Genomic DNA, 14,038 nt, shown 5'->3' with positions numbered 1-14,038 from the left:
GCGAGCGCTCCTTTTCGGCAGCAACGATTGCAACGCCAGGGCAGAGAGGCGACGGATTCGCCCCTGCCCGACCCCTCTCACTCCACCGTCACGCTCTTCGCCAGGTTGCGCGGCTTGTCGACGTCCGTGCCGCGTGCGCAGGCGGTGTGGTAGGCCAGCAATTGCAGTGGCACCACGTGCAGGATGGGGCTGAGCGCGCCGTAGTTCTCGGGCATGCGGATCACGTGCATGCCGTCGGCGGTGTCGATGTTGGTCTTGGCATCGGCCAGCACATAGAGCACGCCGCCGCGCGCGCGCACTTCCTGGAGGTTGCTCTTGAGTTTTTCGAGCAGTTCGTCGTTGGGCGCCACGGTGACCACGGGCATGCTGCTAGTGACCAGTGCCAGGGGGCCGTGCTTGAGTTCTCCGGCCGGATAGGCCTCGGCGTGGATGTAGCTGATTTCCTTGAGCTTGAGCGCGCCTTCGAGGGCGATGGGATAGTGCATGCCGCGCCCCAGGAACAGGGCGTTTTCCATGCGCGCGAAGTCCTCGGCCCAGCTGATGATCTGGGGCTCCAGCGCCAGCACGCCCTGCAGGGCGACCGGCAGGTGGCGCATGGCCTGCAGGTGCCGGGCCTCCTGCTCTTCGGTGAGGCGGCCACGGGCCTGGGCCAGCGCCAGGGTGAGCAGGAACAACCCGGCGAGCTGGGTCGTGAAGGCCTTGGTGGAGGCCACGCCGATCTCCACGCCTGCGCGGGTGATGTAGGCCAGCTTGCATTCGCGCACCATGGCGCTCGTGGAGACGTTGCAGATGGTCAGCGTGTTCTGCATGCCCAGGCTCTGCGCATGGCGCAGCGCCGCCAGCGTGTCGGCGGTCTCCCCCGACTGGGTGATCGTGACCACCAGGGCGCGCGGGTTGGGCACGCTGGTTCGGTAGCGGTACTCGCTCGCCACCTCGACCTGGGTCGGTATGCCGGCGATGGATTCGAGCCAGTACTTGGCGGTGCAGCCGCTGTAGTAGCTCGTCCCGCACGCCAGGATCAGAACGGAGTCCACCTCCTTGAAGACACGCCAAGCGGCCGTGCCGTCGGCACCGTCGAAGAGTTCGGGCGCCACACCGCGCACCCCTTCGAGCGTGTCGCCGATGGCGCGCGGCTGCTCGAAGATCTCCTTCTGCATGTAGTGGCGGTAGGGACCCAGTTCGGCCGCGCCGCTGTGCGCCAGCACGGTGCGCACGGGGCGGCGGGTGGTATCGAGCGGCTGGCCGTCCTTGCCGGTGATCCAGTAGCGGCCCAGTTGCAGATCGACCAGATCGCCCTCTTCCAGGTACACGATCTGGTCGGTCACGCCTGCCAGGGCCATGGCGTCGCTGGCGAGGAAGTGCTCGCCCTCGCCAACGCCCAGGATGAGCGGCGATCCCGCGCGCGCGCCCACCACGCGGTGGGGCTCGTCCTTGTGGATCACGGCGATGGCATAGGCTCCGTGCAGCTCGGCCACGGCGGCCTGCACGGCCTGGAACAGGTCGCCGCCGTAGTGGCTGTCCACCAGGTGGGCGATCACCTCGGTGTCGGTCTGGCTGGTGAAGACATACCCGCGCGCCTGCAGCGACGCGCGCAGGGCTTCATGGTTTTCGATGATGCCGTTGTGCACCAGCGCGACCCGTCCCAGCCGCAGGGGCTCGTCGGGGCCGGAGCCATGGCTGAAGTGGGGATGCGCGTTGTGCACGGCAGGCGCGCCGTGCGTGGCCCAGCGGGTGTGCGCGATGCCCGTGGCACCTTCCACATGGTCGGTGTGGACCTGCTCCAGCAGCTCGGCCACGCGGGCCGTGCTGCGCGCGCGGCGCAGGCCGCCGGTGCGGGCGGGGTCCAGGCTGGCGTCGTGGATCGCCACGCCGCACGAGTCATACCCGCGGTACTCCAGGCGCTGCAGGCCTTGCACGAGGATGGGAACGATGTTGCGCGTGGAAACTGCGCCGACGATGCCGCACATGGCCTGCTCCTGTTTTGGAAGTGGTGTAGATGGGGGAAGAGAAATGCCCGGCCGTTGCCAGACAGCCGCGATGGTAGGCAGGGCACTGAGAAATTTCTCATCAATTTTTTGATTGCAGAAGAAATATGGTTTCACCCTCCATAATCCATGAAATAGATGTTCACGAGATCTCCATAAATGGAAGAATCCTTCCTGGATACCACTGACCTCCAGTTGCTGGAAGCGCTGCAGACCGATGCCACGCTGAGCAACCAGGCCCTCGCAGCGCTGGTGCGCGTATCGCCGCCCACGTGCCTGCGCCGCGTCAAGCGGCTTCGCGATGCGGGCCTGATCGAGCGTGAAATCGCCCTGGTGCAGCCCGATGCGCTGGCGCGGCACCTGGGGCACGGCCTGACGGCCATCGTCGAAGTGGCTCTGGACCGGCAGGATGCCGCGCAGATGGATGCGTTCGAGGCGCGCGTGGCCGACGAGGCGGCGGTGCAGCAGTGCTACCGCGTGTCGCCGGGCCCGGATTTCATCCTGATCGTGCATGCGCCCGACATGCCGGGCTACCTCGCCCTGGCGCAGCGGCTCTTCACCAGCGACAGCAATGTGCGCAACGTGAAGGCGTTCTTCAGCATCAAGCGCAGCAAGTTCGAGCCCCGCCTGCCCTGCCGCAAGGCCGGCGAGCAGGCCCCGGCCGCGGCGGTCCCCTCCGCCGTGCCGCGGCGCCCTGGCTGACCGGGCCGCACGCGGCCCACCACCCCCGCACCGCACCGCGCCGGGTCGGCCGTGCGCCGCACCCGCCGCCCCCCGCTTTTTCCCTGCAAGGCCCCGGGCCAGCCAACGGCCGGGCCTTCCCGTTTTTCGACATCCGGAGCAGCAGCATGTCCTTTCCCGCCCTCTTTCCACGCCGCCTCGCCATCGGGCTGCTGGCCCTGATCAGCTGCACGTTCGCGGCCAACCACGTCGCGGCGCGGCTGGCGTTCGACCACGGCACCGGCCTGCTGCTGGCGGTGCTGTGCCGCAGCGGCGCCACCGCGCTGGTGCTGGCCGCGCTGGTGGCGTGGCAGCGCCCGCGGCTGGCGATGGCCCCCGGCATGCTGCGCTGGCAACTGCTGCTGGGCGCGCTGGTGGCCACGCAGAGCCTGTGCCTCTACTCGGCCGTGGCCCGCATTCCGGTGGCACTGGCACTGCTGGTGTCGAACGTGTGCCCGGTGCTGCTCGCGCTGCTGACCTGGGGGCTGGGCGGGCCTCGCCCCACGCGCCGCGCGGCGGCGGTGATGGCCGTCGCACTCGGCGGGCTGCTGCTGGCGCTGGACGTTCCGGGACGCATCGCGCAACTGGGCCAGGACGGCAGCGATGCCTGGGTGGCCGGCATCGGGTTCGCCTTCACGGCGGCCTGCGTGTTCGCCGTGGCGCTGTGGATCACCGACCACAAGCTGAAAACCCTGCCCGGCATGTGGCGCAGCCTGATGACCGTGGGCACCGTGTTCGCGCTGATGGTGGCGGCCGGCGCGAGCGGGCTCGTGCCGGGCGGCATGCGGTGGCCCGAGGCCGCCCCCGGCTGGTGGGGCCTGGCGGCACTGGTGTTGCTCTACGGCACGGCCTTCACCGCGATGTTCGTGAGCCTGCCGCGGCTGGACATGGCCCGCAACGCGCCCGTGATGAACATCGAGCCCGTCGCCACGCTGCTGCTCGGCTGGTGGGTGCTGGACCAGACCCTGCAGCCCCTGCAGTTGCTGGGCGGCGCCGTGGTGCTGGCCGCGATCGTGATGCTCGGGCGCAAGGGGTGACCGGCGCGCCGCCGTACCGGGCAGCCCGGCGCGGCGGCTGCCTGCTCACGCACTGGGCAGCACGATGCGCACCTCGCAGCCCTGCCCCTCGGCGGAGCCGCCCGGCGGCGCGGGCACGGCATCGATGCCGATCCGGCCGCCCATGCGCTCCACGTAGCGCCGCGCGCGCGCGAGGCCCAGGCCCAGGCCCTTGAACTGGCTCACGGGGTGCAGGCGCTGGAAGACCCCGAAGAGTTGGTCCGCCCGCGCCGGAGCAAAGCCGACGCCGTTGTCGCGCACGCGGATTTCCGCCTGCCCGTCCGGCAACGGCCGCGCCGCCAGCACGATGCGCGGATGCGCCACGGGGCGCGAGAACTTGAGCGCGTTGTCCAGCACGGCCAGCAGCACGTCGCCCAGCAGCGCCGGATCGGCCTGCACGGCGAGCGCCGTTCCTGCGCCCTTCGCGCCTTCCTCGCTCTCCCCGTCGGGCCATTGCCACTGCACGGTGGACGGCCATGCGAAGGTCCCTTGCTCCGGCACGCCGCCTGCCGACGCCGCCGCCATCGCCGCGGCAGCGGCCGACCGCAGCGCGGCCTCGACCGGCACCGGCTGCGCCTGCAGCGGCACCAGCCCTGCGCGGCCCAGCAGGATGAGGCCGTCGATCATTTCGCCCAGTTGCTGCCCCGACTGCGCCATGGTGTCCAGGAACTCCAGCGCCTCGGTATCGGCATTGCTCTCCGCCACCAGTTCACGCACCAGCCGGCCGTAGGCCAGGATGTGGCGCAGGGGCGCGCGCAGGTCGTGCGACACCGCACGCAGGAAGGCTTCCTGCTCCTGCCGCACGGCCTGCAGTTCGGCGCGCAGCTGCGCGGCGTCGAGGCCTGGATCCGGGTCGCCCGTGGACATGGGGTGCGCTTCCTGCGTCAGTTGGCGGGCTTGGCGCCCTTGGCGGGCCGCTTCCAGTGCTCGATGTTCACCTGCCGCCCGCGCGAGACGCTCAGCACACCGGGCGGCGTGTTCTTGGTGATGGTGGAGCCGCCGCCCACGGTGCTGCCCGCGCCGATGGTCACCGGCGCCACCAGCACGCAGTTGCTGCCGATGTGCGCATCGGCCTCGATCACCGTGCGGTGCTTGTTCGCGCCGTCGTAGTTGGCGGTGATGCTGCCGGCGCCGTAGTTCACGCGCTCGCCCACGGTGGCATCGCCCAGGTAGGCCAGGTGGTTGGCCTTGGCACCATCGGCCAGCTGCGAGTTCTTCACTTCCACGAAGTTGCCGATGTGCACGTCGCGGCCCAGCCGGGCATCCGGGCGCAGCCGGGCGAACGGGCCGACCAGAGCGCCCTCGCCCACCTGCACGCCGGCCGGCTGCTCGCCGTCGATGTGGGTGTAGGGGTGGATCACGGCGCCTGCGGCGATGCGCGCGTTGGCAATGCTGCAGTGCGCGCCGATGCGCACACCCTCGCCCAGCTCCACGCGGCCCGCGAAGATGCAGTTCACGTCGATGTCCACGTCCTGGCCGCACGCGAGTTCGCCGCGCGCGCCCGTGCGCGGGTCGTCGCGCAGGTCGAACCGCGCGGGATCGGCCAGGCGCACACCCTGCTCCATGAGCGCGCGGGCCTGCGCCAGTTGGTGGGCCCGCTCCAGCTCGGCGAGCTGCAGCGGGCTGTTCACGCCGGCCACCTGCAGCGCGTCGGCGATGCGGTGCGCCACCACGGGCACGCCGTCGGCCACGGCCATGGCGACGATGTCGGTCAGGTAGTACTCGCCCTGCGCGTTGTCGTTCGTCAGCCGAGCGAGCCAGCCCGCCAGCAGCCGGGCGGGCACGGCCATGATGCCGCTGTAGACCTCGTCGATCGCGCGCTGCGCGTCGCTCGCGTCCTTGTGCTCCACGATGCCTCGCACCGCGCCGTGGGCATCGCGCACGATGCGGCCGTAGCCGGCCGGGTCCGGCAGCGTCACGGTGAGCAGCGCCAGGCGCTCGCCTGCGCCGGCAGCCACCAGGGCCTGCAGGGTTTCAGGGCGCGTGAGCGGCACGTCGCCCGACAGCACCACCACCGTGCCATCGCCCGCCAGGGCCGGCACGGCCTGCTGCACCGCATGGCCCGTGCCCAGCTGCGGTTCCTGCCGCACGCACTGCACGTCCAGCCCTGCGGCCGCCCCGGCGATGGCGGCCTCCACCTCGGCGGCGCCATGGCCCGTCACGACCACCGCGCGGCGCGCCTGCAGGCTGCGGGCCTGCCCGAGCACGTGGCCCAGCAGCGGTCTTCCCGCCAGGCGCTGTAGGACTTTCGGGATGCGGCTTTTCATGCGCGTGCCTTTGCCCGCGGCCATGATGATGATGTCCAGTGCTGTCATGAGAATCGAAGGGGTGGGTGACGGGAAAGGATGCGCAAGACCCGGCCGTCCTGCGGGAGAGGCCGATTATCCGCCGCCGGCGCCCTCCCGCCGCACCGCGGGCAAGCCCATCCATTTGCTACAAAAACAATAGCAAACTATTGAATGGATCCGGCGGCATGGGGCCTGAAACACCCCAAACTCCCTCACAGCAGCGGGACGGGCCGGGGAATGTTGTCGTAGTACTCCGCGATGCGCGCCAGGGCCCGGGGATTGACCAGCCGCAGCCGCCCGCCCGAGATCTCGTGCAGTCCCATGTCCGCCAGGCGCCGCAGCGTCTTGTTCGTGTGCACCAGCGACAGTCCCAGCGCGTCGGCGATGTGCTGCTGGTTGATGGGGAACTCCACCGAGCCCTCCCGCGCCAGCCCGAGCCGGTCCATGCGGCGGTGCAGGTGCACCAGCAGCACCGCCACGCGCTCGATCGCCGTGCGCCGGCCGGCGGTGAGCAGGTTGTCGTCCACCATTCCCTCGCCGCGTGCCGCGAGCCAGGTGATGCCGTACGCCAGCCGCGCATGCTCCCGGAACAGGGGCCAGAGGCTGTCGGTATCGAAAGCACAGAACGTGCTGTCGGTCACCGCTTCGACGCCGTGCAGGGCCGTGTCGGAAAACTCCTGCTGCAGGCCCACCAGGTCCCCGGGCAGGAGGAAGTTCAGGATCTGCCGGCGCCCGTCCGACAGGGTCTTGTAGCGGAAGGCCCAGCCGCTGTAGAGCGTGTAGAGCCTGCCGCCCGGCTGGCGCTCCCGGATCAGTGCCCCGCCCGCCGCGACCATCTCGGTGCCGCTGCGGCAGGATTCGATGAAGGCCAACTCCTCGGCCGTGACGGCAGTGAACGCCTGCGTGCCCCGGCGCAGACGGCAACTGCTGCAGTGGCGCGGAATCTCCGGGGAAGGCCATTGGGGGACGACGACATCGGTACTCATGAGGCCTGCGGAATGATAGAAATAATAGTAGTGGGCAGTCGATAACGCGGCGGCGATTCTAGGCACTGGCTGCAGGGTCGCGCTATGTCTTTTGACATTGCGATGCAACAGGGCCAGCCCTAGAGTGGGCGGTTCATGACCCTTTCTCATCTTCCGCTGGCGTCGCCCCTCCACGAGGTGCTCTACGTCAGCACCCTGGCTCCCGGGCAGCCCCTGGGCGTCGTCGCCACCATCGCCGCGCATGCCCGGCTCTCCAACACCCGCCAACGCATCACCGGACTGCTGGTCTTCGACGGGCAACGCTTCTGCCAGCAGCTAGAGGGTCCCCGCGAACCCCTGACCACGTTGCTGGAACGCATCCGCGGCGACGTGCGCCACACCGACATGGAAGTGCTGCACCAGGGGCCGCTCGCACAGCGCCGGTTCCAGCGTTTCAGCCTCGCCTTCAGCACCCTGGAAGACGAGGACGCACTCTCCCGCATGGAATCGATGCAAGGGTCCACCGCCATGGCGGCGTTCGAAGCCCTCGCCATCGACCTCGAGCTTTAGCGGTAGCTGGAGCCGCAGCGCTGGAACGGAGCGCGCAGACGTGGAAAAGCCGTGGGTGCTGGGAGGCACCCACGGCTTTTTTTCATGCGCACACCATCGAACGACAACCGGGCCGCAGCCCGCGCGAGGCCCGGGGCCTCAGGCGCAGCAGGCAGCGCCCTGAGCCGAGACGGTGCCGTGCGCCACGGTGTCGTCCTTCACGGCACGCGACGCACTGAACCGGTACTGCACCGCATCGCGGCCCAGCGATTCGATCACCGCGTGCTGGCCGGCAGCCACCCAGAGGCTCTGGCCGGCATGCAGGAAGACATCGCCCGCAACAGGCGCGCAGACATCCTTGGAGCCGCCCTGCAAGGTCACCCAGGCATGGCCCGAGGCAATGCGCAGGGCCATGGGCACACGCGGGCGCAGGCTGTGGGCCTTGCCGGCGTCGAGTTGGAAGACATCCTTGCCCGAAGAGCGATCGCGGACAGAAGATTGTTGAAAATTCAGAACATGTGATGCAGCCATGTGATGCTCCTGGTAAACCCTAAATATGGCGTTATTTTTCCTCTGAAGCAGGACCCTCGTCCAATGAATTGCGATTTGCACATCCATGCGCCGATCGCATCAATGCGCAAACCTCGGCCTTTCAATGCGGAAGACGCATCAATGGCCGCGCCGGCCATCGCACGGGCCGGTGGCCGCGCACCCGGCGACCTCCACGGCTGCTCGCGAGGCCAGCCAGGACACCAGTGCCTGCCCCAGGCCCACCATGGCCCGGGCCATCGCTGCGTGGGACCGCAGGGTTTCGTGGAAGGCCGTGGCGAAGGCTTGGCCGGCGGGCTGCACCCTGCCGGCCCACGCCCGCCGGCGCCGCGCAGAGGCGACAGGCTGCTCGGACCAGCGGAAAGCAGCGTCTCCCCTTTCGCCACCCGGCGCCCAAGGTTCCACCACTGCATGCTGCCCCGGCAGCAGCCGGCAGCCGTGCCCCGCCAGCAGGACACGGTCTTCCGCCACCGTGCCGGGCCCCGACACGGTGAGCCACACGCTTCCCTGCGCCACGGCCAGCCACCCTGCACGGCAGGGCTGCAGGCTGACCGCATGACCGCGCACCAGCCGCCAACTGCCCGCCGGATACGGCGCCGCGACCTGTTGACATTGTTGCGAATCCGGAACGTTGCAATCCTGCACAGCCAGCCCCCTTTCCAATCCAAACCGTTGATGGAAAAAGAGTTTCTGCTCTACCGACAGGTGCGGTCCAATGAAAAGGTCGCCATAATTTCATGCAGCCTCCTCATGAATGCCTTGCGCTCGCGCAATCCGACGCCATGAACCTCCCCGCCCCCGTCACCCATCTGCGAACCCGGCCCGTTGCGGTCGGACATTGGCGCGCGTTCCTGGCCGTGGCCCGCCACCTCAACTTCCGGGCGGCTGCCGAGGAACTGGCACTGACGCAGTCGGCCGTGAGCCGGCAGATCCAGGCCCTCGAAGACGAGGTCGGCGTGCCGCTGTTCCTGCGGCACACGCGGGCGGTGGAACTCACGGGAGCGGGGGCGCAACTGCATCGCGCCGTGGCGCCCGCCGTGGAACGGCTCGATGCCTCCGTGCGGCTCGTGCGGCAGACGGCGGGGCGCAAGAGCGTGGCGATCACCACCTGGGCGAGCTTCGCATCCATGTGGCTCATTCCGCGCATGGAGGCGTTCCAAAGGGACAATCCCGACATCGACATCCGCATCGACGCCACCGACGCCCCCGTGGACCTCGAAACGGCCGATGTCGATCTCGCGCTGCGCTACGCTGCGCCGGGCGCGCACGTGCAGGGAGCGCAGCGCCTCTACGGCGAGCAGCTTGCCGTGGTCGCGAGCCCCTGGCTCATCAAGAGCGGGCCGCCGATCCGCAACCCTGCCGATGTGGCGCAGTTCACGCTCATCGAGGCGGGCGACGCGCACCGCACCATGCACCTCGAATGGCTGACGTGGCGCCGCTGGTTCGAGCAGAACGGCCAGTCCAAGCTGCAGCCCAAGCGCTGGCTGTACTTCAATTACGCCCACCAGATCGTGCAGGCCGCCCTGACGGGCCAGGGGCTGGCACTGGCGCGCATGCCGCTCATCGCGGACAGCCTCGCCTCGGGCGACCTCGTCGAGGTCCTGCCCGGCTACCGGCTCGATTCGCCACTGGTGTACTGGTTGCTGGTGGGGCCGCGCAGCGGTCAGCGTCCGGAAATCAAGGCGTTCTGCGCCTGGCTGCTGCAGGAAGCGCAACTCACGCGCGAAGCCGTGGGCGAAGTGCCCGATCCCGACCTGAACGACAACCTCGATTGAATGCCGGGCAGCGCCTCGCCCGAGCGGTGAGGCGACGGGGCGCCCCGCCGCCGCAAGCCGTTCAGCCCAAAGCCACGCGGGCGAACTTGCGCCTGCCGACCTGGACCACGTAGGTGCCGGCTTCCAGCTTGAGCCCCCGGTCGCTCACCACGCTGCCGTCCACCCGCACACCGCCGCCATCGATGAGGCGGTTCGCCTCGCTCGTGGACGGTGCGAGGTTGGCCTGCTTCAGCAGCGCACCGATTCCCAGGGGAGCACCCTGCAGCGCGACCTCGGGAATCTCGTCCGGCACACCGCCCTTGCTGCGGTTCACGAAGTCGGCCTCGGCCGCCTCCGCCGCCGCGGCGCTGTGGAACCGGGTGGTGATTTCCTTCGCGAGCATCACCTTCGCATCCTTGGGATTGCGTCCGCCCTCGACTTCCTTCCGGAGCGCGGCAATCTCGGCCAGCGACTTGAAGGACAGCAGCGTGTACCAATCCCACATCAGCGTGTCGGAGATCGACAGCACCTTGGCGAACATCGTATTGGCGTCTTCGGTGATGCCGATGTAGTTGCCCTTCGACTTGGACATCTTGTCCACGCCGTCCAGGCCCACGAGCAGCGGCATGGTCAGGATGCACTGCGGCTCCTGTCCGTATTCCTGCTGCAGGTGGCGCCCCATCAGCAGATTGAATTTCTGGTCGGTGCCGCCGAGTTCCAGGTCGCTCTTGAGCGCGACCGAGTCGTACCCCTGCAGGAGCGGGTAGAGGAATTCGTGCAGGCTGATCGACTGCCCGCCCGTGAACCGCTTGTGGAAATCGTCGCGCTCCATCATGCGCGCCACGGTGTACTTGGCCGCGAGCTGGATCATGCCGGCCGCACCGAGCGGCTCGCTCCATTCGCTGTTGTAGCGGATCTCGGTCTTCGCGGGGTCCAGCACCATGCTGGCCTGGCGGTAATAGGTTTCGGCGTTGGCCTTGATCTGCTCGGGGGTGAGCGGCGGACGGGTGGAATTGCGCCCTGACGGATCGCCGATGAGCGTGGTGAAGTCTCCGATGAGAAAGATCACCTGGTGCCCCAGATCCTGGAGCTGCCGCATCTTGTTGAGCACCACCGTGTGGCCGATGTGGATGTCCGGCGCGGTCGGGTCGAGCCCCAGCTTGATGCGCAGCGGAACCCCCGTGGCCTCGGCCTTCGCCAGCTTCTTCGTCCACTCCTCCCGGGGCAGCAGTTCGTCAGCCCCGCGCAACGAAACCTCCAGCGCCTGTCCTACACCATCGGTGATCGGGAATGTTGTAACAGCGGATTGATTCATAAGGGTTTTGCAGGGTTCGGCGAGGGGGTCAGTGGCTATACTTCCGGCCACGTTTGCAGCGGCGGATTCTAGTGCGCCTGCCGGCCCCGGCTCTCCGGCCCGCCCCTCCCGTGCCGCTGCAACCCACAGACAGCCCGTGCATGCCGCCCATGGCCCGCATGCACCTCACCCTGGGGTACAGACTCTTGAACAACGGCTTGACATCCGCCGGCCTCGCTTTGCTGGACCGGCTATCGCGCATTGCCCGGAACCATCCCAAACGCATCACCGCAGCCGTGGCCGCCGTCCTGCTGACCGGCGGCGGTGGCGCTTTCGCCGTGGCGTCCTTCGCCCCCGATCCGGGCGACCTGCCGCGCAGCCTTGTCGAGTACCCGGTGGATTCGCTCGCGGGCGACCAGCCGTTGTCCGCACTGGTGGACATCCCCAGCTATTCGCTCTACCGCACCGACCAGACCCGCAGCAGCGACACGGCCGAGGCCATCCTGCAACGCCTGGGCGTGGCCGACCCTGAAGCCGCCGCGTTCCTGCGCGGCGACGGGCAGGTCCGGCAGACGCTGCTGGGCCGCGGCGGCCGCTCGGTCTCCGCGGAGACCACCGATGACCATCGCCTGCTGAAGCTCACCGCACGCTGGGTGCAGGACGACAGCGGCAATTTCCGCCGCCTCGTGGTCGAGCGCCAGGGCAACGCCTTCGCATCGCGCATCGAAACGGCCCCGTTGACCGTGGGCACCCGGCTGGCCGGCGGCGTCATCCGCAGTTCCCTCTTCGCCGCCACCGACGCCTCCAGCATTCCGGACGGCGTGGCCATCCAGCTGGCCGAAGTGTTCGCGAGCAACATCGATTTCCACCGGGCCCTGCGCAAGGACGACCGCTTTTCGGTGGTGTACGAAACCCTTGAGGCCGATGGCGAACCGCTGCGCAGCGGACGCGTGGTGAGTGCGGAGTTCCACAACAACGGCAAGACGTACGACGCCGTCTGGTTCCAGGAACCGGGAGCTGCCAAGGGGGCTTACTACACCCTCGAAGGCGAAAGCATGCGCCGCGCCTACCTCACCTCGCCCGTGGAGTTCTCGCGCGTCACCAGCGGCTTCAAGATGCGCTTCCACCCGATCCTGCAGAAGTGGCGCGCCCACCTTGGCACCGATTTCGCGGCGCCGACCGGGACGGCCGTGCGCACCGTCGGCGATGGCACGGTCGATTTCGCCGGCGTGCAGAACGGTTATGGCAACGTGGTCTACATCAAGCACCGCAACCAGCACGTGACCGTATATGCCCACCTGAGCCGCATCGACGTCCGGCAAGGCCAGTCGGTAGACCAGGGCCAGACGATCGGGGCCGTGGGCGCCACGGGCTGGGCAACGGGCCCGCATCTGCACTTCGAATTCCGTGTGAACGGACAGCACCAGGACCCGATGACCATTGCGCAGCAGAGCGAAGCCGCGCAGCCGGTCTCCGCCGCTTCGCGCGCCGCCTTCACCCGGCTGGCATCCAACATGCGCGTGCAGCTGTCCGCGGCGTCGCAGGTGCTCCAGGCCAGCGCGCAGTAAGCGCCTCCGACTGGGCGCTGTACGCGCCGCCCCCCTTCTTTCAGCTTTGTCGGTAAGGGGCGGCGCCACCGCCCGGCAGGACCGGGTTCAGCGGCACCTGCCGGCCCGGGCCGCGCCACCTTGAGGCAGCGTGCGGGTTTGGCGGCCCCGCCACCCTTTTTTTCGGGTTCCAGTTTTGACCTCTTCCGTAGCCACCGAACGCTGCATCGGCCTCATGTCAGGCACCTCGCTCGATGGGGTGGATGGCGCGCTGGTGGAGTTTTCGGGCACGGAGTTGCGCGTGGCCGGATTCCAGTCCGCGCCATTTGCTGCGGATCTCAAAGCCGAGTTGCTTGCGCTCAACACCGCCGGTTCCGATGAGCTGCACCGCGCCGCGCTGGCCGCCAACGCCCTGGCGCGCACGTACACCGACGTCGTTCAGCGGTTGCTCCAAGCCGCCGGCCTTGCCCCTGCCGACATCCGCGCCATCGGCGCACACGGGCAGACCGTGCGGCACCGGCCGCGCCTCTACGACGGAACGGGCTACACGATCCAGCTCAACAGTCCTGCCCTGCTCGCCGAGCGCACGGGCATCTCCGTGGTGGCCGATTTCCGAAGCCGTGACGTGGCGGCTGGCGGCCAGGGAGCGCCGCTGGTTCCGGCTTTCCACCAGGCCGTTTTCGGACGCGCCGGGACCACGACGTGCGTGCTGAACATCGGCGGCATCGCCAACCTCAGCGTGCTGGGCGCGGATGGCGGCGTGCTGGGTTTCGACTGCGGGCCGGGCAACGCGCTGATGGACCACTGGTGCGAGCGCCACACCGGCCAGCCCTACGATGCCGACGGCGCCTGGGCGGCACAGGGTCGGGTCATTCCCGCGCTGCTGGACCGTTTGCTGGCAGAGCCCTACCTGCACCAATCCCCCCCCAAGAGCACGGGCCGGGACCTGTTCCACGCCGAATGGCTCCACCGCCATCTGCAGGCGTTGCCTGCCGCGGCGCCGGTGGACGTGCAAGCCACCCTCACCGAGTTGACCGCGCGCGCGTGCGCGCTCGACGTCGAACGCCATGGCCGTGCCACCGGGCAGCTGGCGGTCTGCGGGGGCGGAGCACGCAACGGGCACCTGATGCGCCGTCTGGCGGCCCTGTTGCCCGCCGTGCAGGTGCAGGCGACCGACGCGCTGGGGTTGCCGTCCCAACAGGTCGAGGCCACTGCATTCGCCTGGCTCGCCCACCGCGCCCTGGGGCACCAGCCCGGCAATCTGCCCCAGGTAACGGGCGCCGCCGGCCCCCGGATCCTTGGCGCGATCTACCCTGCCTGACTCCGCCACGG

Annotated in this window: 14 protein-coding genes; 7 read left to right on the top strand and 7 right to left on the bottom strand. The window is 69.1% G+C overall.

The annotated features are described in order from the left end of the window. Window positions 1-77 precede the first annotated feature (77 nt). A complete protein-coding gene (glmS, locus tag BM144_RS03185) occupies window positions 78-1,967 on the bottom strand; it encodes a glutamine--fructose-6-phosphate transaminase (isomerizing) (RefSeq protein WP_092949768.1) in 1,890 nt (629 codons plus the stop codon). Window positions 1,968-2,144: 177 nt separating this feature from the next. Here glmS and BM144_RS03180 point away from each other — a divergent pair, with 177 nt between their 5' ends. Then, window positions 2,145-2,687, top strand: a complete 543-nt coding sequence (locus BM144_RS03180) for an Lrp/AsnC family transcriptional regulator (RefSeq protein WP_092949766.1) — start codon at window positions 2,145-2,147, stop codon at window positions 2,685-2,687. A gap of 146 nt (window positions 2,688-2,833) precedes the next feature. Then, the gene (locus BM144_RS03175; protein WP_092949764.1) at window positions 2,834-3,742 is read left to right on the top strand and encodes an EamA family transporter; all 909 of its coding nucleotides are present in this window, start codon (window positions 2,834-2,836) and stop codon (window positions 3,740-3,742) included. A 45-nt stretch (window positions 3,743-3,787) separates the two neighbouring features. Here the strand turns inward: BM144_RS03175 and BM144_RS03170 are convergent, their stop codons facing one another. The 3 genes from BM144_RS03170 to BM144_RS03160 all read right to left on the bottom strand — a co-directional run bounded on the left by BM144_RS03170 (window position 3,788) and on the right by BM144_RS03160 (window position 7,034). Beyond that, entirely contained in the window at window positions 3,788-4,627 is an 840-nt protein-coding gene (locus BM144_RS03170; protein ID WP_092949762.1) for a sensor histidine kinase, read from the bottom strand. Window positions 4,628-4,644: 17 nt separating this feature from the next. Beyond that, window positions 4,645-6,075 carry a bifunctional UDP-N-acetylglucosamine diphosphorylase/glucosamine-1-phosphate N-acetyltransferase GlmU gene (glmU, locus tag BM144_RS03165; RefSeq protein ID WP_092949760.1) on the bottom strand — a complete coding sequence of 477 codons (1,431 nt, stop codon included), beginning with the start codon at window positions 6,073-6,075 and terminating at the stop codon, window positions 4,645-4,647. A gap of 185 nt (window positions 6,076-6,260) precedes the next feature. Next, window positions 6,261-7,034, bottom strand: a complete 774-nt coding sequence (locus tag BM144_RS03160; protein ID WP_092949758.1) for a Crp/Fnr family transcriptional regulator — start codon at window positions 7,032-7,034, stop codon at window positions 6,261-6,263. A gap of 135 nt (window positions 7,035-7,169) precedes the next feature. Here BM144_RS03160 and BM144_RS03155 point away from each other — a divergent pair, with 135 nt between their 5' ends. Beyond that, window positions 7,170-7,583: a BLUF domain-containing protein gene (locus tag BM144_RS03155; protein WP_092949756.1), complete on the top strand. Its 414-nt coding sequence runs from the start codon at window positions 7,170-7,172 to the stop codon at window positions 7,581-7,583. A 138-nt stretch (window positions 7,584-7,721) separates the two neighbouring features. On the opposite strand, the gene BM144_RS03150 is transcribed toward BM144_RS03155, so the two are convergent. Both BM144_RS03150 and BM144_RS03145 read right to left on the bottom strand, forming a co-directional pair. Further along, window positions 7,722-8,093 (bottom strand): DUF2917 domain-containing protein, encoded by a 372-nt coding sequence (locus tag BM144_RS03150; RefSeq protein ID WP_092949754.1) that lies wholly within the window; start codon window positions 8,091-8,093, stop codon window positions 7,722-7,724. A gap of 138 nt (window positions 8,094-8,231) precedes the next feature. Then, window positions 8,232-8,627 carry a DUF2917 domain-containing protein gene (locus BM144_RS03145; protein WP_245783509.1) on the bottom strand — a complete coding sequence of 132 codons (396 nt, stop codon included), beginning with the start codon at window positions 8,625-8,627 and terminating at the stop codon, window positions 8,232-8,234. Window positions 8,628-8,666: 39 nt separating this feature from the next. Between BM144_RS03145 and BM144_RS23070 the strand changes: the two genes are divergently transcribed. Further along, window positions 8,667-8,897: a hypothetical protein gene (locus tag BM144_RS23070; protein ID WP_175525933.1), complete on the top strand. Its 231-nt coding sequence runs from the start codon at window positions 8,667-8,669 to the stop codon at window positions 8,895-8,897. Beyond that, a complete protein-coding gene (locus BM144_RS03140; RefSeq protein ID WP_092949750.1) occupies window positions 8,894-9,886 on the top strand; it encodes a LysR substrate-binding domain-containing protein in 993 nt (330 codons plus the stop codon). The genes BM144_RS23070 and BM144_RS03140 overlap by 4 nt, the downstream gene beginning before the upstream one ends. Before the next feature lie 61 nt (window positions 9,887-9,947). Here the strand turns inward: BM144_RS03140 and tyrS are convergent, their stop codons facing one another. Then, window positions 9,948-11,180 (bottom strand): tyrosine--tRNA ligase, encoded by a 1,233-nt coding sequence (tyrS, locus tag BM144_RS03135; protein WP_092949748.1) that lies wholly within the window; start codon window positions 11,178-11,180, stop codon window positions 9,948-9,950. A gap of 185 nt (window positions 11,181-11,365) precedes the next feature. On the opposite strand from tyrS, the gene BM144_RS03130 reads away from it, so the two are divergent. Both BM144_RS03130 and BM144_RS03125 read left to right on the top strand, forming a co-directional pair. Continuing rightward, a complete protein-coding gene (locus BM144_RS03130) occupies window positions 11,366-12,727 on the top strand; it encodes a peptidoglycan DD-metalloendopeptidase family protein (protein ID WP_092950102.1) in 1,362 nt (453 codons plus the stop codon). 175 nt (window positions 12,728-12,902) lie between these two features. Next, entirely contained in the window at window positions 12,903-14,027 is a 1,125-nt protein-coding gene (locus BM144_RS03125; protein WP_092949746.1) for an anhydro-N-acetylmuramic acid kinase, read from the top strand. Window positions 14,028-14,038: the final 11 nt, after the last annotated feature.

The sequence above is a fragment of the Paracidovorax konjaci genome (assembly GCF_900112675.1).
GTDB classification, from domain to species: Bacteria; Pseudomonadota; Gammaproteobacteria; order Burkholderiales; family Burkholderiaceae_C; genus Paracidovorax; species Paracidovorax konjaci.
The sequence above is the reverse complement of the archived record's forward strand: the minus strand, read 5'-3'. Positions and strand labels throughout refer to the sequence as shown.

Bases quoted from the DNA above. Each gene is read 5' to 3' on its own strand.
- glmS (WP_092949768.1), bottom strand. From the start codon at position 1,967: ATGTGCGGCATCGTCGGCGCAGTTTCCACGCGCAACATCGTTCCCATC.
- BM144_RS03180 (WP_092949766.1), top strand. From the start codon at position 2,145: ATGGAAGAATCCTTCCTGGATACCACTGACCTCCAGTTGCTGGAAGCG.
- BM144_RS03175 (WP_092949764.1), top strand. From the start codon at position 2,834: ATGTCCTTTCCCGCCCTCTTTCCACGCCGCCTCGCCATCGGGCTGCTG.
- BM144_RS03170 (WP_092949762.1), bottom strand. From the start codon at position 4,627: ATGTCCACGGGCGACCCGGATCCAGGCCTCGACGCCGCGCAGCTGCGC.
- glmU (WP_092949760.1), bottom strand. From the start codon at position 6,075: ATGACAGCACTGGACATCATCATCATGGCCGCGGGCAAAGGCACGCGC.
- BM144_RS03160 (WP_092949758.1), bottom strand. From the start codon at position 7,034: ATGAGTACCGATGTCGTCGTCCCCCAATGGCCTTCCCCGGAGATTCCG.
- BM144_RS03155 (WP_092949756.1), top strand. From the start codon at position 7,170: ATGACCCTTTCTCATCTTCCGCTGGCGTCGCCCCTCCACGAGGTGCTC.
- BM144_RS03150 (WP_092949754.1), bottom strand. From the start codon at position 8,093: ATGGCTGCATCACATGTTCTGAATTTTCAACAATCTTCTGTCCGCGAT.
- BM144_RS23070 (WP_175525933.1), top strand. From the start codon at position 8,667: ATGACCGCGCACCAGCCGCCAACTGCCCGCCGGATACGGCGCCGCGAC.
- BM144_RS03140 (WP_092949750.1), top strand. From the start codon at position 8,894: ATGAACCTCCCCGCCCCCGTCACCCATCTGCGAACCCGGCCCGTTGCG.
- tyrS (WP_092949748.1), bottom strand. From the start codon at position 11,180: ATGAATCAATCCGCTGTTACAACATTCCCGATCACCGATGGTGTAGGA.